Annotated in this window: 13 protein-coding genes; 12 read left to right on the top strand and 1 reads right to left on the bottom strand. The window is 62.4% G+C overall.

All coding sequences use genetic code 11. The features are described 5' to 3' along the window. Window positions 1-249 precede the first annotated feature (249 nt). From OOB33_RS23350 to OOB33_RS23295, 12 genes are all read left to right on the top strand, one after another. Entirely contained in the window at window positions 250-1,329 is a 1,080-nt protein-coding gene (locus tag OOB33_RS23350) for a pilus assembly protein PilM (protein ID WP_102766160.1), read from the top strand. After that, window positions 1,326-1,940, top strand: a complete 615-nt coding sequence (locus OOB33_RS23345; protein ID WP_102766161.1) for a PilN domain-containing protein — start codon at window positions 1,326-1,328, stop codon at window positions 1,938-1,940. The genes OOB33_RS23350 and OOB33_RS23345 overlap by 4 nt, the downstream gene beginning before the upstream one ends. A gap of 11 nt (window positions 1,941-1,951) precedes the next feature. After that, a complete protein-coding gene (locus OOB33_RS23340; RefSeq protein ID WP_102766162.1) occupies window positions 1,952-2,653 on the top strand; it encodes a type 4a pilus biogenesis protein PilO in 702 nt (233 codons plus the stop codon). Then, entirely contained in the window at window positions 2,650-3,201 is a 552-nt protein-coding gene (locus OOB33_RS23335) for a pilus assembly protein PilP (RefSeq protein WP_271010397.1), read from the top strand. The genes OOB33_RS23340 and OOB33_RS23335 overlap by 4 nt, the downstream gene beginning before the upstream one ends. A 23-nt stretch (window positions 3,202-3,224) precedes the next feature. Beyond that, window positions 3,225-5,414 carry a type IV pilus secretin PilQ gene (gene pilQ / locus OOB33_RS23330; protein WP_271010396.1) on the top strand — a complete coding sequence of 730 codons (2,190 nt, stop codon included), beginning with the start codon at window positions 3,225-3,227 and terminating at the stop codon, window positions 5,412-5,414. Between the two features lie 63 nt (window positions 5,415-5,477). After that, complete coding sequence (locus OOB33_RS23325) at window positions 5,478-7,919, top strand: Ig-like domain-containing protein (protein ID WP_271010395.1); 2,442 nt, start codon at window positions 5,478-5,480, stop codon at window positions 7,917-7,919. Window positions 7,920-7,935: 16 nt separating this feature from the next. Then, window positions 7,936-8,517: a shikimate kinase gene (locus OOB33_RS23320; RefSeq protein ID WP_171827677.1), complete on the top strand. Its 582-nt coding sequence runs from the start codon at window positions 7,936-7,938 to the stop codon at window positions 8,515-8,517. 77 nt (window positions 8,518-8,594) lie between these two features. Then, window positions 8,595-9,737 carry a 3-dehydroquinate synthase gene (gene aroB, locus OOB33_RS23315; protein ID WP_271010394.1) on the top strand — a complete coding sequence of 381 codons (1,143 nt, stop codon included), beginning with the start codon at window positions 8,595-8,597 and terminating at the stop codon, window positions 9,735-9,737. Between the two features lie 75 nt (window positions 9,738-9,812). Then, a complete protein-coding gene (locus OOB33_RS23310) occupies window positions 9,813-10,985 on the top strand; it encodes a deoxyguanosinetriphosphate triphosphohydrolase (RefSeq protein WP_271010393.1) in 1,173 nt (390 codons plus the stop codon). A gap of 111 nt (window positions 10,986-11,096) precedes the next feature. Further along, on the top strand, window positions 11,097-11,813 hold the full coding sequence (locus OOB33_RS23305; protein ID WP_271010392.1) for an REP-associated tyrosine transposase: 717 nt from the start codon (window positions 11,097-11,099) through the stop codon (window positions 11,811-11,813). 154 nt (window positions 11,814-11,967) lie between these two features. Continuing rightward, complete coding sequence (locus OOB33_RS23300) at window positions 11,968-16,725, top strand: glutamate synthase-related protein (protein ID WP_271010391.1); 4,758 nt, start codon at window positions 11,968-11,970, stop codon at window positions 16,723-16,725. Between the two features lie 131 nt (window positions 16,726-16,856). Further along, window positions 16,857-18,323, top strand: coding sequence for a glutamate synthase subunit beta (locus OOB33_RS23295; RefSeq protein ID WP_271010390.1), 1,467 nt, complete (start codon window positions 16,857-16,859; stop codon window positions 18,321-18,323). Here OOB33_RS23295 and OOB33_RS23290 read toward each other — a convergent pair. Next, entirely contained in the window at window positions 18,312-18,692 is a 381-nt protein-coding gene (locus OOB33_RS23290; protein ID WP_271010389.1) for a hypothetical protein, read from the bottom strand. The two genes, OOB33_RS23295 and OOB33_RS23290, sit on opposite strands and share 12 nt — an antisense overlap. Between the last annotated feature and the right edge of the window lie 358 nt (window positions 18,693-19,050).

Below are 19,050 nucleotides of genomic sequence, written 5' to 3'. Positions count from 1 at the left end.
TTTCGGCTTTGCCCCGTTCCGTATTTCGGGAAAATTAGGTCTGGCTTTGAATCAAAGGCCTCAGCGATGATTTGAATGCGACGTCTTCTCGGTGTTTTTCGGGGCATCCGCGGCCTTCTTGCTCGTGTATGTTACGCAACGAGCTGTTACCAGCTGTGACCGCTTTTCCTTGGGCGGTCAAGGCCTTTGCTGCTAGCATTCAAGTAACTTATTAACAGTCCGGCGCAAAAACGTTGGGGGATTCGCGTCATGGGCATACTTGACGTTTTGTTGGGGCGCAAGCACCCGCCGATGATTGGGCTTGATATCAGTTCTTCGAGCGTCAAGCTGGTCGAGCTGGGTCAGACCGCCAGTGGTGAATTTGTGTTGGAGCGTTTTGCCACCGAGTCCTTCGAAAAGGGCTGGATCACCGACGGCCAAATCGAGAAATTCGACGAAGTGGCTGATGCCGTGCGCCGTGTGGTGGCGCGCAGCGGCAGCCGCACCCGCGACGCCGTGCTGGCCATGCCGCAATCGGCCGTCATCACCAAGAAGATCATGCTGCCCGCCGGCCTGCGCGAGGAAGAGTTGGAGATCCAGGTCGAAGCCGAGGCCAACCAGTACATTCCCTTCTCCCTCGACGAGGTGAGCCTCGATTTCTGCGTGATCGGTCCCAGTCCGACCTCGGTCGGCGATGTGGAAGTGCTGATTGCAGCTTCGCGCAAGGACCGCGTTCAAGACCGTCAAGGTCTGGCTGAAGCGGCCGGCTTGCGGCCAGTGGTGCTGGACATTGAATCGCATGCCTCGCGCATGGCCATGGGTCGCCTGATTGCCAACCTGCCCAATGCCGGCAAGGATGCGCTGGTCGCGCTGTTTGAGATCGGGGCCGACACCACCAGCCTCAAGGTGCTGCGCGACGACGAGATGCTTTACGACCGCGACCAGGCGTTTGGCGGTTCGCAACTGACCCAGTTGATTTCGCGCCAATACGGCTTCTCTTTCGAAGAGGCGGAGCAGAAGAAGCTCTCCAATGACCTGCCCGAAGATTTCGAAGTGGCGGTGCTGAACCCCTTTGTGGACAGCCTGTCCCAGGAGATCGGCCGCGCGCTGCAGTACTTCTTCACCAGCACACCCCACCACAAGGTGCACTACGTGATGCTGGCCGGGGGTACGGCCACCTTGCCGGGACTGAAGGAGCGCGTGACCGAGCTGACGGGCTTTGCCTGCATGGTGGTGAACCCCTTCGAGAACATGGAGCTGGGTTCGGCCGTGCGTGAGCAGAAGCTGCGCCGCGAAGCTCCGGCCTACCTGACCGCTTGCGGCCTGGCGATGCGGAGGTTCTACCAGTGATTTTGATCAATCTGCTTCCCCACCGGGAAGAGAAGCGCAAGCGCCGCAAGAACGCGTTCTTCGCCGGCCTGGGCTTGGCAGCCCTGATTGGGGTGGGCGCCGTCATGGCAGGCTACGCCTTGATCCAGCACATGACCAACGATCAGCGGACGCGCAACCAATTTTTGAGCGACCAGATCGCCAAGCTGGATGAGCAGATCAAGGACATTGCCAACCTCAAGGCTGAGATTGAGTCCTTGAAGTCGCGCCAGCGTGCGGTGGAAGACCTGCAAAGCGATCGCAACACGCCTGTGCAACTGCTCAACGAGCTGGCACGTCACACGCCAGAAGGGGTTTACCTGACCGCCATCCGTCAGGCCGACAAGGTGGTGACCATCAGCGGCATTGCACAGACCAACGAGCGGGTGTCGGAGTTCATCCGCAACACCTCGCGCAGCTCGGATTGGCTGGAGCGGCCCGATCTGGTGGAAATCAAGGTGGCCAATCTGACCACCAGCAGCCGTGACCAGAAGCGTTTGTTCGACTTCTCCATGCGGGTGTCGATCAAGGAGCCCGTGCGGGAAGCCGCACCCGGTGCACCGGCCAAGCCGGCCTCGGCACCCAAGTCTTGATGAAGGCAAGCATGGCCAGCACGTCTTTGAATCTGAAATTCGACCTCAACGCCTGGGGCGCCCAGGTGGCGGACCAGTTCCGAGGTCTCAATCCCAATGAGCCGGGTCAGTGGCCGGTGTTGCCCAAGCTGGCGGCCTCGCTGGCCGTCACGCTGATTGTGATGGTGTTGGGCTGGTTTTTACTTCTGTCCGACGAGCAGGCCTTGCTCGACGCCGAAGTGGCGCGCGAACCGAATCTGCGCCAGGACTACACCGCCAAGTTGGCGCAGGCGGTCAACCTGCCTGAACTGCGCAAGCAAAAGAGCCAGGTCGAGGAATACGTGACCCAGCTGGAAAAGCAGCTGCCGGGCAAGGCTGAGATGGACGCCCTGCTGTCCGACATCACCCAAGCCGGCGTGGGTCGCAGCCTGCAGTTCGAGCTGTTCCGCCCCGGCCAGGTGGTCGTCAAGGACTATTACGCCGAGTTGCCGATTTCATTGCGGGTGTCAGGGCGCTACCATGACATCGGCTCGTTTGCGGCGGATGTGTCCAACCTGTCCCGCATCGTGACATTGCACAACCTCAATGTGCTGGCATCGACTGGCAAAGACGCGGGCAGCGGCACGCTGAGCATGGAGGCCACCGCCCGCACGTACCGGTACCTGGATGCCATTGAAGTGGCCGAGCAGAAAAAGGCTGCGGCCAAGGCGGCTGCAGGAGCGAAGAAGCCATGAACGCGGCGATGAATCTGAACCCGTGGTTGCTGCGTGCTGCGGCACTGGCCGTCTGCGCTAGCTTGGCTGCCTGCTCAACCAATATGGACGAGCTGCAGCAATGGATGGAGCAGCAGCGCAAAGAAGCGCGTGCGACCATTGCGCCCCTGGTGCCACCCAAGAAATTCCAGCCCCAGCCCTATGAAGCGAGCCTGGGCGTCGAGCCTTTCAGCCCCCAGAAGTTGAGCGTGGCCGTCAAGCAGGAGGCGTCCTTGCCCAATTCCTTGCTGGCCAAGGAAATGAGCCGGCGCCGCGAGCCGCTGGAGGCCTACCCGCTGGACAGCATGACCATGGTCGGCAGCCTGACCCGGCAGAACCAGCGTTATGCCTTGCTGCGGGTGGACAACCTGCTCTATCAGGTCAAGAGCGGGGACTACCTCGGTTTGAACTTTGGACGGGTGATGAAAATCAGCGAAACCGAAATCGGATTGCGAGAAGTCGTCCAGGACGCTGCGGGCGAGTGGATTGAACGCACCAGTACCCTCCAGCTGCAGGAGAAGGGACGATGAAAAATTTCCAGGAGACATCGAGGATGACGAGCCATTGGCGCAAGTGGGCGACGGCCTCGGCCCTAGTTCTGGCCACGGTGGCCACGGCCGCGCCGGCCTGGGCGCAGACCGCCATCCGTTCCATCAACAGCACGCAGCAAGCGGGCGTGGAAGTGGTGCGCATCGAGTTGAGCCAGCCGCTGACGGAGATCCCGCGCGGCTTCACCGTGCAGACGCCGCCGCGCATCGCTATCGACCTGCCCGGCGTGGTGAACGGCATTGGCCGTTCGATGGTGGAGATCAACCAGGGCAATCTGCGCTCGGCCAATGTGGCCCAGGCGGGTGAACGTTCGCGCGTGGTGCTGAACCTGCGCACGCCCTCGGGTTACCGGGCCGAGCTGCAAGACAGCGCGCTGCTCTTGATTCTTGAGTCCACCTCCGCGCAGGCACCGGCGCCCAATGAACCGGTGCACTTTGCCCAGAGTCTCAACGCCGAGGCACAGTCCATTCGTGATATTGACTTCCGCCGCGGACAGGACAACTCCGGCCGCGTGATCGTCAACCTGCCGAGCAACCAGGTCGGCGTGGACATTCAGCAGCAGGGCCAGAACCTGGTGGTGGAGTTCCTGCGCTCGACCGTGCCCGAGGGCCTGCGTCGCAAGCTCGACGTGGCTGACTTTGGCAGCCCGGTGCAGTCGGTGGTGACCACACAGAACGGCGACCGCGTGCGCATGGTCATCGAGCCCAAGGGAGCGTGGGAGCACAGCGCCTACCAGAGCGACAACCAGTTTGTGCTGGAAGTGCGCCACCAGAAGCAGGATCCCAACAAGCTGACCACAGGCCCCGGCTATGCGGGCGACAAACTGTCGCTGAACTTCCAGAACATCGAAGTTCGTGCGTTGCTGCAGGTGATTGCGGATTTCACCAACTTCAATGTGGTGACCAGCGATACCGTGACCGGCAATGTGACCTTGCGCCTCAAGGATGTGCCTTGGGACCAAGCCCTGGACATCATCATGCAGGCCAAGGGCCTGGGCCTGAAGAAGTCCGGCAATGTGCTGTGGATCGCACCCAAGGATGAACTCTCGGCCAAGGAAAAGCTGGATCTGGAGTCCAAGGCACAAATTGCCAACCTCGAGCCCCTGCGCACACAGTCTTTTCAGCTCAATTACACCAAGGCCGAAGAAGTCTTCAAAGGCTTGACGGGGCAGAACAACTCCGGCGGCAGCGGTGGCTCAGGCGGTCAGAACGCTTCTCGCATCTTGACCCCGCGAGGCAGTGCGATCTCGGAGAGCCGTACCAACCAGCTCTTCGTCACCGACATTCCTTCCAAGCTGGAAGAAATTCAAGCGTTGATCGCCAAGATCGACGTTCCGGTGCGCCAGGTCCTGATCGAGGCCCGCATTGTGGAAGCGGACGACAAGTTCGGCCGCGCGCTCGGTGTGAAGCTGGGCAGTGCCGATTTGCGCGGCACCCGCGGTGGCATTCCGGGCTACTCGGTCGGTGGCAACAACTACCTGACCCTGGGCGGCAACCTCAACGGCATCGCAGGCCAGACCTTGCAGCCCGGCGGCAGTGTTGGCGCTGGTGGCACCGGCCCGGATGGCAAGCCCGTCTTCAATACGCAGTTCGTCAATCTGCCGGCCAATGTGTCTTCGGACAGTTTCGGTGGATCCAATGTGGCGAACTTCGCGCTGTCCTTGTTCAATGCCACGGCCAACCGATTCCTGAACCTGGAACTTTCGGCCCTGGAAGCCGATGGCAAGGGCAAGATTGTGTCCAGCCCGCGCGTCATCACGGCCGACCAGGTCAAGGCCTTGATCGAGCAAGGTGAAGAACTGCCTTACCAGGTCGCCACCTCCAGCGGCGCCACGTCCATCCAGTTCAAGAAGGCCGTTCTGAAGCTGGAAGTGACGCCGCAAATCACGCCCGAGGGCAATGTGATCCTGGACGTGGATGTCAACAAGGACAGCCGCGGCACGCTGACGCCCCAGGGCTACGCCATCAACAACAAGCATGTGAAAACCATGGTCTTGGTGGAGAACGGTGGCACCGTGGTGATCGGCGGCATCTTCACTCAGGATGAACGTGAAGACGAATCCAAGGTCCCGGTGCTGGGTGACATTCCCTACCTGGGCAATTTGTTCAAGAACAAGAGCCGCACCACGAGCAAGACCGAACTCTTGATCTTCCTGACCCCTAAAGTGGTCAGCGAGCGTGCGCCGGTCCGGTGATGGACATGTTGGTGGGAACTTAATCAATCGGGAGAAGGTAGTGTCCGCCGTGGCGGCGCTGCCATGCAGGAGTTTGCAGAGATGAGTACATCCATGGTGTGGGCGCGACCTTCCTGGCGCCAAGCGTGGCGAGCGGCGGGTGCGATGGTGCTGGGCGTGGCCTTGGCTGCCTGCGGCGGCGGCGGCGGTGGTGCCGGCACGTCGGTTTTCGATCCGGGCACGGGCACCAACCCGAATACACCCAGCACCTTGGCTGATCTGGCCGTGGTGGCGGACAAGACCTCGGTTCCCAACTCCGGTGCTGAAGTGGTCACTTTCACCATCACCGCCCTGACTTCGGGCAACGCCGCTTTGACGGGCGTGGAAACACCCGTCACCGTGGAAGTCGAAAGTGGTGCCATCGTCACGCCCTCGGCCAAGGTGACCAGCAAGGACACCGGCAAGATCACGGCGGTGGTGCAGATCACCGACAAGACCAGCCGCACCGTGAAGCTGAATGTCAGTTCGGGTTCAGTCAAGAAAACGGCCAGCTTCGAAGTGGTGGACAGTGTGAACGGCAGCAAGGTGGCTGATTTACGCCTGGTTGTGGACAAGGTCACCCTGCCCAATGACGGCACTCAAGTCGCCAAGTTGAGCGTGACTTCGGTGGATGCGTTCAACAGCGCCATCGGCGGTTCGCCGGTTTCCCTGGCTTTGATCGACCCGGTCGCCGGGGGATCCATCATCAACGCTTTTGGCAAAACGTCGACCGATGACACCTCAGGCGTGCTGGCGGCTGACATCAGCCTGGTGACCAGCAAGGGCAAGACCAATCGTTCCATCACGGTTCAGGCCACCAGCGGCACGGTGGTGCGAACCATCAGCTTTGACGTGGTCGAGGCGGTGTCCATCGTGCCCAAGGCCAGCGATCTGACCATGACCTTGAGCGCGAGCTCGGTAGGTAATTCTGGCAGCGAGTCAGTTGATGTCAGCTTGCGGGCAGTTGACGCGCTCAGAAATGCAGTTCCCGGCATCAAGGTGACCTTTGCCGTTGACAGCAGCGCTGTGTTGGTCCCTGGAAATTTGGTGACGGACTCTGAAGGTCTGGCAAAGGCCAAGGTCTTTGTGGGCTCTGATCGTTCCAATCGTACGGTCACGGTTACCGCGACAAGCGATTCGATTGTCTTGCGGAAGACTTTTAAGGTGACCGGCGCCAAGTTGCAGGCCCAATTGCTTCCGGCAACGTTGCGAAACGGAGATATCGGTGCGGTGGAGTACACGTTGACCGATGTGAACGTCAACCCGATGGACAAGGTTGCGGTTTCGGTTGGGGGGAGTCAAGGTGCTGCCGTCGCCTGCCCGGGGCAGGCCGCACCGAGCGAAGCCCTGACGGATAACAAAGGCAAGTACACGTATTGCTACCGCGCTTCGGGAAATGGGCCCAGTCAAATTGCAGCAACGGCTGGCGGCGCATCAGTGACAAGCACTGTGCAGATCGATGCAACAGTGTCTGATGTGCCTGCGGCTACCACGATTGGTTCTGCCACATTCACGGCTGCCCCGGCTGTCGTAGCGGTCAATTTGGTGGGTAGCAGCGAGAACCGTTCTGAGTTGCGCCTGCTGTTCCGCAGCGACAAGAATGAGCCCGTTCCAAATGTTCGCGCGCGAATTGGGTTTGGCGCAAACAACTCAGGCACGGACGGCGTGATCAGCTCCGGCAATGACAAGGTCATCATCTCGGATGCAACCGGTGTGGCGGTGACCAGTTTTGTGGCGGGACAGCGGCCGAGCCCGACGGACCAGGTCAAGGTGTATGCCTGCTTCTCCAAGACCGACACGGTGGAGACCATTGCTGCCTGCCCTGCAGACCGCCTGCGTGCGGTGTCTTTGACGGTCGTGGAACAACCTGTGTCGGTGTCGATCGGTACCAATGCCTTGATCGGCACGGGGACGAACAAGCTGACTTACTTCCTGGAGTTCACCGTTCTGGTGGTCGACTCCGCGGGTAATCCCAAATCGGATGTGCAAGTGGCTCCGTTGATCGATCTGCCGAGCTATCAGAAGGGCTTTTACCTCTATGACTCTGGACTGAAGAGGTGGATCCAGTACGTGACCCAAAAGTGTCTTTCTGAGGACAGCTCGGCTGGTAAGGGTTTCCGAAATGGAACCATTGAGACCGGTGAGGATCTGAACGGCAATGGGCAGTTGGATCCGCGGAAGTCGGATGTGTCCATCACCATGGTCGGCAGCACCCGGACCGACTCCAGTGGCTTGGCTGTGATGCGAATCGAGTATCCGCAGAGCTACGGCAGCTGGACGGAGTTTGCGATCCGCGTCAGCGCGTCAGGTGTGGTCAGCCCGCCGGCTTTCTTCGGTCGGATTGCGTCCGAGGGTGATACCTTGTTCACGCTCAAAGGTACCGAGCAGTACACCGGTGTGCCTGTCGAGGTGATCAAGGCGGAAGGAACCCCTCCGTTTGTCATCAGCCCCTACGGTCAGGCTGCAAGCTGCTCCAGCCCGAACTGATGCGCGACTTGTTGGCATGAGCGCAGCTCGCCTTGTGATCTCCCTCGTCGGCATGCCCGGCGGTGGCAAATCCACCGTCGGCCGTCAGCTGGCGCGGCAGCTGGGCGTGCGCTTTGTTGACAGCGACACGGAAATCGAAGCGCGAATCGGGGAGCCGATTCGCGCTTTTTTTGATCGCTCGGGTGAAGCGGCTTTTCGAGACATCGAGTCGCAGGTGCTGAACGAGTTGCTGGCACGTGAGGGAGAGTTCGTGCTGGCCACCGGCGGTGGCATCGTGCTGCGAGAGGCCAATCGCCAGCTTTTGCATCAAGCCAGCACCGTGCTCTACCTCCGCTCCACGCCGGAAGAGCTGTTCCGACGTTTGCGCCACGACACGCAGCGCCCACTGCTCCAGGTGCGAGATCCTCTGCAAAAGCTGCGCGAGCTGTATTTGCAGCGCAATCCGCTGTATCGAAGCGTGGCGCACTACGTGCTCGAGACGGGGCGGCCGTCCGTGCACGGCCTGGTCAATATGGCGCTGATGCAGCTGGAGCTGGCGGGCATCATCGATCCGGCCCGGGTTGCGGCCACCGTTGGTGCTGAGCCCGCCGCTTGTTGATCCGGTGCGGATCGTCTCGGCGGCTCAAGCCCTTGCGTGAGGCTGAGCCGGGCGCGAGCGGCCCTTACACTTGACGCATGACTTCCTCGACGGCCCCGACTTCCGCCTCCATCGCCTCGTCTGCCACTGCCGCACCGGCCTTGCATTGCGTGCCGATCGCCCTCGATCAGCGCAGCTACGACATCCACATCGGTCCCGGTCTGCTGGACTCGGCCCAGAGCTGGCAGGGCTTGCCCAAGGCTGCGTGCGCACTGATCGTCAGCAACGAAGTTGTGGCGCCGCTCCATCTCGAACGCCTGCGTTCGCAACTGGCCGCGCATTACCGACGGGTCGAGTTCGTTCAGCTTCCCGATGGCGAGAGCCACAAGGATTGGGCCAGTCTCAACCTCGTGTTTGATCACCTGCTGGCCCATGCGGCCGATCGCAAGACCGTGCTGTTCGCGCTGGGCGGCGGTGTCATTGGTGACATGACAGGTTTTGCAGCGGCGATCTATATGCGCGGTGTGCCCTTTGTCCAGGTGCCGACGACCTTGTTGGCCCAGGTCGACTCCTCCGTGGGTGGCAAGACGGCCATCAACCACCCTCTGGGCAAGAACATGATCGGCGCGTTCTACCAGCCCGAGCGGGTGGTTGCCGACCTCGACACGCTGGATACCTTGCCGCAGCGCGAGCTGGCGGCCGGTTTGGCCGAGGTCATCAAATACGGCCCGATCGCAGATGCTGAATTTCTCGCCTGGATCGAGGCCAATCTGGATGCCTTGCTTGCGCGCGACAAGCAGGCCTTGGCCCATGCCGTGAAGCGCTGCTGCGAGATCAAGGCCTGGGTGGTGGGCCAGGATGAACGTGAACAAGGCTTGCGAGCCATCTTGAATTTCGGCCACACCTTCGGACACGCCATCGAAACCGGCATGGGCTATGGCGCCTGGCTTCACGGCGAAGCGGTGGGCTGCGGCATGGTCTTGGCAGCCGATTTGTCGGTCCGCAAGGGTTTGATGCCGCCCGAGTTCTTGCCGCGCCTGCGCCGTCTGATTGAGCGTGCGGGCCTGCCCGTGCAAGCGCCGCGTTTGGGTGCCGAGCGCTATCTGGAATTGATGCGGGTGGACAAAAAGGCCGAGGCGGGCGAGATCCGCTTCGTGCTGATCGAAAGCCTGGGCCGCGCCGGCATGCACGGGGCCCCCGATGAATTGGTCGCCGCTGTGTTGAGCGATCACTGCGGCTGAGTCGCAATAACTCGGTCACGGTCTCCTCAGTGCAGCAGCCCCAGCTTTTCTTCTGAACCCGGACGGTGTCGCGATATGGCCGTTGAGTTTTTGGCAGGGCTGCACCCGGTGACCTCTTCGGAGCTGGCACCTTACGCTTGCCACCCGAATCAAACGCGGGGCCGGCGTTTCCCCGAGCCATCAGCGCCCACGCGAAGCGAGTACCAACGCGACCGCGACCGCATCATCCACAGCAGCGCCTTTCGCCGCCTGGTCTACAAGACCCAGGTCTTCATGAACCATGAGGGCGATCTTTTTCGAACCCGGCTGACGCACTCGCTGGAGGTGGCCCAGCTGGGCCGTTCCATCGGCCGCAGCCTCGGCTTGAACGAGGACTTGATCGAGGCCGTCGCACTGGCTCATGACCTCGGTCACACGCCTTTCGGTCACGCGGGGCAGGATGTGCTTGATGAATGCATGAAGTCCCATGGCGGCTTCGAGCACAACCTGCAGTCCTTGCGGGTGGTCGACAAGCTGGAGCTGCGTTACCCCGCGTTCGACGGCCTCAATCTGTGCTTCGAAACCCGTGAAGGCATCCTCAAGCACTGTGCGCGTCGCAATGCCGAGTTGCTGGAGGCTGCAGAGCCCGATGGCGTGGCTCGCCGCTTTCTTCATGGCGGTCAGCCCAGCCTGGAAGCGCAGCTCTGCAATCTGGCGGACGAGGTGGCCTACAACGCCCATGACATCGACGATGGCGTGCGCTCGGGGCTGCTCGCCCTGGAGCAGTTGGAAGAAGTGCCCCTGGTGCACCGCTATCTGCGAGAGGCGCTGAGCGAGTTTCCCCAGCTGGACAGCAAACGGCTTTTGTTCGAGACCATTCGGCGCATGCTTTCGGCCCAGGTCTACGACATCATCGACGCGACCCGCGCTGCCTTGCAGCAGGGGCAGGGCGTGCAGGACCTGGCTGCCGTGCGGGCGGCGCCGGCCCTGGTGCGTTTCAGCCCCGAGATGCGCGCCGCCAGCACCGAGCTCAAACGCTTTCTGTTCGCCAAACTCTACCGTCACCCGCAGGTCCAGCAGACACGTCAGCGCGCCGAACAGGTGCTGCGCGACCTGTTCCGGATCTACACCAGCGAGCCGGCTCAACTTCCGCCAGATTTCGCTGGTGCTGCCGATGCACCGCGTGCCTGCGCCGATTACATCGCCGGCATGACCGACCGATTTGCCCTGCGCGAGCATCAGCGACTGACAGGCTTCAGCTTGTTCTGAGAATCACGCGCGGCTCGGCAGGTCCGTGGGCGATCTGGCGCTCCCGGACTTGCCTCGCGCCTGAATCACTCTCAAACTAGGGTCAGTGTCATTTTGAGAGTGGATTCCTGTATGGCTCGCCTTCCTCGCTTGGTTCTGCCAGGCCAAGCCCACCACCTGATGTTGCGCGGCAACAACCGCCAACCCATCGTCCATGAGGATGCGGACCGTCGCCAGTTCTTGGATCTGCTGCGTGACTGCGCCCGCACCCACCGCGTTGCCGTGCATGCCTACGTCTTGATGGACAACCACCTCCATGTGCTGGCCACGCCCGAGGACGAGCCCGGCCTCGGCAAACTGGTGCAGTCCCTCGGGCGGCGCTACGTGGCCTGGTTCAATCACAAGTACGGCCGCAGCGGCACGCTCTGGGAAGGGCGCTATCGCGCGACCGTGATCGACAGCGAGCGCTACTTCCTTGCCTGCATGCGCTATATCGAGCTGAATCCGGTCCGTGCCGGGCTATGCAGCTCGCCCGAAGAGTTCCCTTGGTCCAGCTGCGCCAGTCACTTGGGCCGCCGAAGCGACAGCCTTCTCAGCGAACACCTGCTGTATTGGACCCTGGGCAACACGCCTTTCGAGCGCGAGGCGGCGTACCGCGAGTTGTTGGCGGAAGGTTGTGCAGATGCGGAGCGCCAACGCTTCACCGAAGCCACTTTGAAGGGCTGGCCTCTGGGTTCCGAGGGCTTTTTGCGGACCTTGGCAGACCAGACCCAGCGCAGACTGGTGCCATTGCCGCGAGGGCGTCCTCGCAGAAAACTGGAGGCGTCCGATCCTTCAGGCGATTCTTGATTTGGCAAGCGAAAACTCACTCTGACCCTATTTAAATCATATTGAAGCTACAGGTGTTTGATTAATAGGCTCTGACCCTATTTAGTTTTTCTTGAGCGTTTTGCTGCGCCGCAGTAACCTCCGTCTCCGTAACTGAATTACGTCGGAGAGCGCCATGAGCCACAACGCAGCAGAACATCAGGCCGAGATCCAGGATTTGGCCGCCCACGGGCTCTACCGTCCGCAAAACGAGAAGGACGCCTGCGGCCTGGGTTTTGTGGCGCACATCAAGGGTCAGAAGGCGCATTCCATCGTTCAGCAGGGTCTGAAGATCCTTGAGAACCTCGACCATCGCGGTGCCGTCGGTGCCGACAAGCTGATGGGCGACGGCGCCGGCATCCTGATCCAGATTCCCGACGAATACTTCCGGGCCGAGATGGCCAAGCAGGGCGTGGAACTGCCCCCGCCCGGCGAATACGGCGTGGGCATGATCTTCATGCCCAAGGAGCATGCTTCGCGTCTGGCTTGCGAGCAGGAACTGGCCCGTGCGATCAAGGCCGAGGGTCAGGTCTTGCTGGGTTGGCGCGATGTGCCGGTGGATTCGGAGATGCCCATGTCGCCCACGGTGCGCGACAAAGAGCCCATCATTCGCCAGATCTTCATCGGCCGCGGCCCGGACATCATCGTGCCCGATGCCCTGGAGCGAAAGCTCTACGTCATCCGCAAGACCGCGTCGAGCGCCATCCAGGCGCTCAAGCTGACTCACGGCCGCGAGTACTACGTGCCCAGCATGAGCTGCCGCACCATCATCTACAAAGGCCTGCTGCTGGCCGACCAAGTGGGCAGTTACTACAAGGATCTGGCCGATCCGCGTGTGGTGTCCGCCATCGCCCTGGTGCACCAGCGTTTCTCGACCAACACCTTCCCCGAGTGGCCGCTGGCCCACCCCTACCGCATGGTCGCCCACAACGGCGAGATCAACACGGTCAAGGGCAACTTCAACTGGATGCGCGCCCGCGAAGGCGTGATGAAGTCGCCGGTGCTGGGCGATGACCTGAACAAGCTCTATCCGATCAGCTTCGAGCACCAGTCCGACACGGCCACCTTCGATAACGCCATCGAACTGCTGACCATGGCCGGCTATCCCTTGGCGCACGCCGCCATGATGATGATCCCGGAAGCCTGGGAGCAGCACGAGCAGATGGACACGCGTCGCCGGGCGTTCTACGAGTACCACGCCGCCATGATGGAGCCCTGGGATGGCCCGGCCGCCATGGTCTTCACCGACGGCCGCCAGGTCTGTGCCGCGCTGGACCGCAACGGTCTGCGCCCGGCGCGCTACTGCGTCACCGACGACGACCTCGTCATCCTCGCCTCCGAGTCCGGCGTGCTGCCGGTGCCGGAAAACAAGATCGTCAAGAAGTGGCGCCTGCAGCCCGGCAAGATGTTCCTGATCGACCTGGAGCAGGGCCGCATCATCGATGACGAAGAGCTCAAGAACCAGTACGCCAACGCCCGCCCTTATCGCCAGTGGATCGAGAATGTGCGCGTCAAGCTCGACGACATCGAGGTGGCCGACACCCCGGCCGCCAGCTTCAGCGCCAGCCTGCTCGATCGCCAGCAAGCTTTTGGCTTCACGCAGGAAGACATCAAGTTCCTGATGTCGCCCATGGCCGCCACCGGCGAGGAGGCCCTGGGTTCCATGGGCAATGACTCGCCCCTGGCCGTGCTGTCCAGCAAGGACAAGCCGCTGTTCAACTATTTCAAGCAGCTGTTCGCCCAGGTGACCAACCCGCCGATCGACCCGATCCGCGAGGCCATCGTGATGTCGCTCAACAGCTTCATCGGCCCCAAGCCCAATCTGCTGGACATCAACGCGGTCAATCCGCCCATGCGCCTGGAAGTCTCGCAGCCGGTGCTGGACTTCAAGGACATGGCCCGTCTGCGCCAGATCGAGGCCCACACTCACGGCAAGTTCAAGCCCTACGAGCTGGACATCACCTATCCGCTGGCCTGGGGTCATGAAGGTGTGGAGGCGCAGCTGGCCTCGCTGTGCGCCGAATCGGTGGATGCGATCAAGAGCGGCCACAACATCCTCATCATCACCGACCGCGGCCTGAGCGACAGCCGCGTGGCCATCCCTGCCTTGCTGGCGCTGTCCGCCATCCACCACCATCTGGTGCGCGAGGGCCGCCGCACCACCGCCGGTCTGGTGGTGGAAACCGGCAGCGCCCGTGAGGTGCACCACTTCGCCGTGCTGGCCGGCTTTGGCGCCGAGGCGGTGCACCCCTATCTGGCCCTGGAAACCCTGACGGACATCGCAGCCGGCCTGCCAGGCCAGCTGTCTGCCGACAAGGCCATCTACAACTACATCAAGGGCATCGGCAAAGGCCTGTCCAAGATCATGTCCAAGATGGGCATCTCCACTTATATGTCCTACTGCGGCGCGCAGATCTTCGAGGCCATCGGCCTGAAGACGGACTTTGTGGAGAAGTACTTCCGCGGCACGCCCACGCAGGTCGGTGGCATCGGTGTCTTTGAGGTGGCCGAAGAGGCCATCCGCCTGCACCGCGCGGCCTTTGGCGACGATCCGGTGCTGCACACCATGCTGGATGCCGGCGGCGAGTACGCCTGGCGCGCCCGCGGTGAAGAGCATATGTGGACGCCGGACGCGATTGCCAAGCTGCAGCACAGCGCGCGCAGCGGCAAGTTCGACAGCTACAAGGAATACGCGCAAATCATCAACGACCAGAGCAAGCGCCACATGACGCTGCGTGGTCTGTTCGAGTTCAAGTTCGATCCCAGCAAGGCGATCCCGCTCGATGAGGTCGAGCCCGCGGCAGAGATCGTCAAGCGTTTCGCCACCGGCGCCATGTCGCTCGGCTCCATCTCGACCGAGGCCCATGCCACCCTGGCCGTGGCCATGAACCGCATCGGCGGCAAGAGCAACACCGGCGAAGGTGGCGAGGATCCCGCGCGTTATCGCAACGAGCTCAAGGGCATCAAGATCACGGCAGGCACCAAGGTGTCTGATGTGATTGGCAACAAGGTCATCGCCGTCGACTACGAGCTCAAGGAAGGCGACTCCCTGCGTTCTAAGATCAAGCAGGTGGCCTCGGGCCGCTTCGGCGTCACCACCGAGTACCTGGTCAGCGCCGATCAGATCCAGATCAAGATGGCCCAGGGCGCCAAGCCCGGTGAAGGCGGCCAGCTGCCCGGCGGCAAGGTCAGCGAGTACATCGGTTTCCTGCGTTACTCGGTGCCGGGTGTGGGCTTGATCTCGCCGCCGCCGCACCATGACATCTACTCCATCGAAGACCTGGCCCAGCTGATCCACGACCTCAAGAACGTGAATCCCAAGGCCGATGTGTCGGTCAAGCTGGTCTCGGAAGTCGGCGTGGGCACCATCGCTGCGGGCGTCACCAAGGCCAAGGCCGACCACCTGGTCATCGCCGGCCATGATGGTGGCACGGGCGCCTCACCCTGGAGCTCGATCAAGCATGCCGGCACACCCTGGGAGCTGGGCCTGGCCGAGGCGCAGCAGACCTTGGTGCTGAACCGCCTGCGCGGCCGCGTGCGCGTTCAGGCCGACGGCCAGATGAAGACCGGTCGCGATGTGGTCATCGGTGCGCTGCTGGGCGCGGATGAATTCGGCTTCGCCACGGCGCCCCTGGTGGCCGAGGGCTGCATCATGATGCGCAAGTGCCACCTCAACACCTGCCCGGTGGGCGTGGCCACGCAAGACCCGCTACTCCGCGCCAAGTTCACCGGCAAGCCCGAGCATGTGGTGAATTACTTCTTCTTCGTGGCCGAGGAGGCGCGCCAGATCATGGCCCAGCTGGGCATTCGCAAGTTCGAGGATCTGGTCGGCCGCAGCGATCTGCTGGACACCAAGAAAGGCATCACCCACTGGAAAGCCAAGGGCCTGGATTTCAGTCGTGTCTTCCACCGCCCGGCCTTGCCCGCCGAAGTGGCCCGCAACCATGTCGATGTGCAAGACCATGGCCTGGATCGCGCACTCGATGTGAAGCTGGTCGAGAAGTGCCTGCCCGCTTTTGAGAAGGGCGAGAAGGTGCAGTTCATGCAGGAAGTCAGCAATGTGCGCCGCACCGTGGGCGCCATGCTGTCCGGTGAGCTGATCCGCCGCCGCCCCGAGGGCTTGCCCGACCACACCATCTTCATCCAGATGGAGGGCACGGGCGGCCAGAGCTTCGGTGCCTTTCTGGCCCAGGGCATCACTTTCTACCTGATCGGAGACGCCAACGACTACACCGGCAAGGGCCTGTCCGGCGGCCGCGTGGTGGTGCGCCCCAGCATCGATTTCCGTGGCGACGCGACGCAGAACATCATCGTCGGCAACACCGTGCTTTACGGTGCCACGCGCGGCGAGGCCTTCTTCCGCGGCGTGGCCGGTGAGCGCTTTGCGGTGCGGCTCTCGGGCGCCTCGGCCGTGGTCGAGGGCACGGGTGACCATGGTTGCGAATACATGACCGGCGGCACCGTGGCCGTGCTGGGCAAGACCGGACGCAATTTCGCGGCCGGCATGAGCGGCGGCATCGCCTACGTCTACGACGAGGACGGTCAGTTCGCCAAGCGCTGCAACACAAGCATGGTTGCGCTGGACAAGCTGCTGCCCGTACACGAGCAGGAAGCCACCGTGGACCGCGCCATCTGGCACCACCTCGGTGACGCCGAGGCGCAGACCGACGAAGCCATCCTCAAGAAGATGCTGGAAGACCACCACCGCTGGACCGGCAGTGCCCGTGCCCGCCACATCCTGGACCATTGGGCCGACTCGCGCGCCAAGTTCGTCAAGGTCTTCCCGCACGAATACCGCCGCGCACTCGGCGAGATCCATGCGGCCAAGGAAGCGGCCTCGACCATCGAGCAGGCCAAGGCTCCCGCTGCGCCCAAAGCGGCGCTCAAGGCCTGAGCGGCACGAGCACGGAAACCGTGATCACCGGGTCAGAAGAATGAATTCGAATCTGACCCTATTAAATGAATTTCTTCGGGTTGAGTTTGCAAAATGACTCTGACCCCAATAAAGAGTTTTAGGAGCGAAGCATGGGCAAGGTAACGGGCTTCATGGAGTACCAGCGGCTGGAAGAGGGCTACGAGCCCGTGGGCACGCGGGTCAAGAATTACAAGGAATTCGTGATCGGTTTGAACGCCGAACAGTCCAAGCAGCAGGCCGCCCGCTGCATGGACTGCGGCACGCCGTTCTGCAACAACGGCTGCCCGGTCAACAACATCATTCCGGATTTCAACGATCTGGTGTACCGCGGGGATTGGGCCAATGCCATCACCATCCTGCACAGCACCAATAACTTCCCGGAATTCACCGGCCGCATCTGCCCCGCGCCTTGCGAGGCGGCCTGCACGCTGAACGTCAACGATGACGCCGTGGGCATCAAGTCCATCGAGCACGCCATCATCGACCGCGCCTGGTCCGAGGGCTGGGTCCAGCCGCAAGTCGCCAAGCGCAAGACCGACAAGACCGTGGCCGTCGTCGGCTCGGGCCCGGCCGGCTTGGCGGCTGCGCAGCAACTCGCCCGCGCGGGCCACAGCGTGACCGTGTTCGAAAAGAACGACCGTGTCGGCGGCCTGCTGCGTTACGGCATCCCCGACTTCAAGATGGAGAAGTCGCACATCGACCGCCGCGTGGCGCAGATGGAAGCCGAGGGCGTGGTCTTCCGCACGGGCGTGCTGGTCGCCTCCATGCCAGAAGGTTCCAAGGTCACCAACTGGGCCAAGGACAGCATCAGCCCGGACGAGCTCAAGGCACAGTTCGACGCCGTCTTGCTCAGCGGTGGCGCCGAATCCAGCCGTGACCTGCCGGTGCCGGGCCGTGATCTGGCCGGCATCCATTTCGCGATGGAATTCCTGCCGCAGCAGAACAAGGTCAACGCCGGGGACAAGCTCAAGGGCCAGATCCGTGCCGACGGCAAGCATGTGGTCGTCATCGGCGGCGGCGACACCGGCAGCGATTGCGTCGGTACCAGCAACCGCCACGGTGCCAAGAGCGTCACCCAATTCGAGCTCATGCCCCAGCCGCCCGAGGTGGAAGACCGCCCGCTGACCTGGCCTTACTGGCCGCTCAAGCTGCGCACCTCCAGCAGCCACGAGGAAGGCTGCGAGCGCGAGTTCGCCATCTCGACCAAGGAATTCCTCGGCGAAAAGGGCAAGCTGACAGGAGTGAAAACCGTGCGCGTGGAATGGCAGGGCGGCAAGATGGTCGAGGTGCCGGGTTCCGAGCAGATCATCAAGGCCGATCTGGTCTTCCTGGCCATGGGCTTTGTGGCGCCCGTCGCCACCGTGCTCGACGCCTTCGGTGTAGCCAAGGATGCGCGCGGCAACGCCAAGGCCAGCACCGATTTCAACGGTGGTTACAAGACCAATGTCGACAAGGTCTTTGCTGCCGGTGATATGCGCCGCGGCCAGTCGCTCGTCGTCTGGGCCATCCGTGAAGGCCGCCAGGCGGCGCGCGCGGTGGATGAATTCCTGATGGGCAGCAGCGACCTACCGCGCTGAAGCTGAGGGTGTGCAGCTGGCCAGGGCGTTCTCCGCAGTCACGACCCGGTCCGCCCAGCCGGCTGGGCTGGGGCGAAACTCCCAACGGGGCGGCTCGCCTTCCTGAAACTGAACCGTAAGGCACAGCCGTGCGGCCTGCTCCTGCCCGCCCATCCGTCCCGGCTGGAAGCTCTGGGCCTCAAACGCCTTCTGGATCGCCCGAACAAAACGGCGAGGCAGTTGCTCGGCCGAAACCAGCACGGCATCCACGTTTCCTTGTGCATTGATCAGCAAGGCTGCTGTCGCTTGGCCTTGCCCATCCGGCAGGCTGTCATCGGGGTGTTGGATGACGGCGCTGCTGGCGGTTCGGAAGCTGGGTGCTTCATCCAACGGTTCGTTCGGAGCGTAACGCCCAGGTCCGGTGAAATCGTGGGCCAGGCCCTCAGCCGGCGCGGCCTCCTTTGCAGCCGGCTTGGCGAGCTCCCGTGTTTCATGTGTTGCATCTGGCCTCACCACCTGCGGGTGATCTGGCTGCGAGCTCGGCCCGTTGAGCGGTCCCGACTCGGGCCATGCTTCCGTTTGTGAGGGCTGGGGCGGGCTTGCTGGCTCGAGAGGCCTCTGCGGCGCCACGACGACGCGAACCATCAAAGCTTGTCCCGGAGTTGGTGGCCCCGAGGGGCGATCAGGGCTGAAACGGTACATCAATCCCAATGCATGCAGGCCTAGCGCCGACACCAGACACAGGGTC

It is taken from the genome of Paucibacter sp. B51 (assembly GCF_027863535.1).
Classification (GTDB): domain Bacteria; phylum Pseudomonadota; class Gammaproteobacteria; order Burkholderiales; family Burkholderiaceae_C; genus Paucibacter_A; species Paucibacter_A aquatilis.
This window is presented reverse-complemented; position numbering and strand designations above follow the sequence as displayed.

Excerpts from the sequence above, each read along its gene's own strand:
- OOB33_RS23350 (WP_102766160.1), top strand. The coding sequence starts at position 250 with ATGGGCATACTTGACGTTTTGTTGGGGCGCAAGCACCCGCCGATGATT.
- OOB33_RS23340 (WP_102766162.1), top strand. The coding sequence starts at position 1,952 with ATGGCCAGCACGTCTTTGAATCTGAAATTCGACCTCAACGCCTGGGGC.
- OOB33_RS23335 (WP_271010397.1), top strand. The coding sequence starts at position 2,650 with ATGAACGCGGCGATGAATCTGAACCCGTGGTTGCTGCGTGCTGCGGCA.
- pilQ (WP_271010396.1), top strand. The coding sequence starts at position 3,225 with ATGACGAGCCATTGGCGCAAGTGGGCGACGGCCTCGGCCCTAGTTCTG.
- OOB33_RS23325 (WP_271010395.1), top strand. The coding sequence starts at position 5,478 with ATGCAGGAGTTTGCAGAGATGAGTACATCCATGGTGTGGGCGCGACCT.
- OOB33_RS23320 (WP_171827677.1), top strand. The coding sequence starts at position 7,936 with ATGAGCGCAGCTCGCCTTGTGATCTCCCTCGTCGGCATGCCCGGCGGT.
- aroB (WP_271010394.1), top strand. The coding sequence starts at position 8,595 with ATGACTTCCTCGACGGCCCCGACTTCCGCCTCCATCGCCTCGTCTGCC.
- OOB33_RS23310 (WP_271010393.1), top strand. The coding sequence starts at position 9,813 with ATGGCCGTTGAGTTTTTGGCAGGGCTGCACCCGGTGACCTCTTCGGAG.
- OOB33_RS23305 (WP_271010392.1), top strand. The coding sequence starts at position 11,097 with ATGGCTCGCCTTCCTCGCTTGGTTCTGCCAGGCCAAGCCCACCACCTG.
- OOB33_RS23300 (WP_271010391.1), top strand. The coding sequence starts at position 11,968 with ATGAGCCACAACGCAGCAGAACATCAGGCCGAGATCCAGGATTTGGCC.
- OOB33_RS23295 (WP_271010390.1), top strand. The coding sequence starts at position 16,857 with ATGGGCAAGGTAACGGGCTTCATGGAGTACCAGCGGCTGGAAGAGGGC.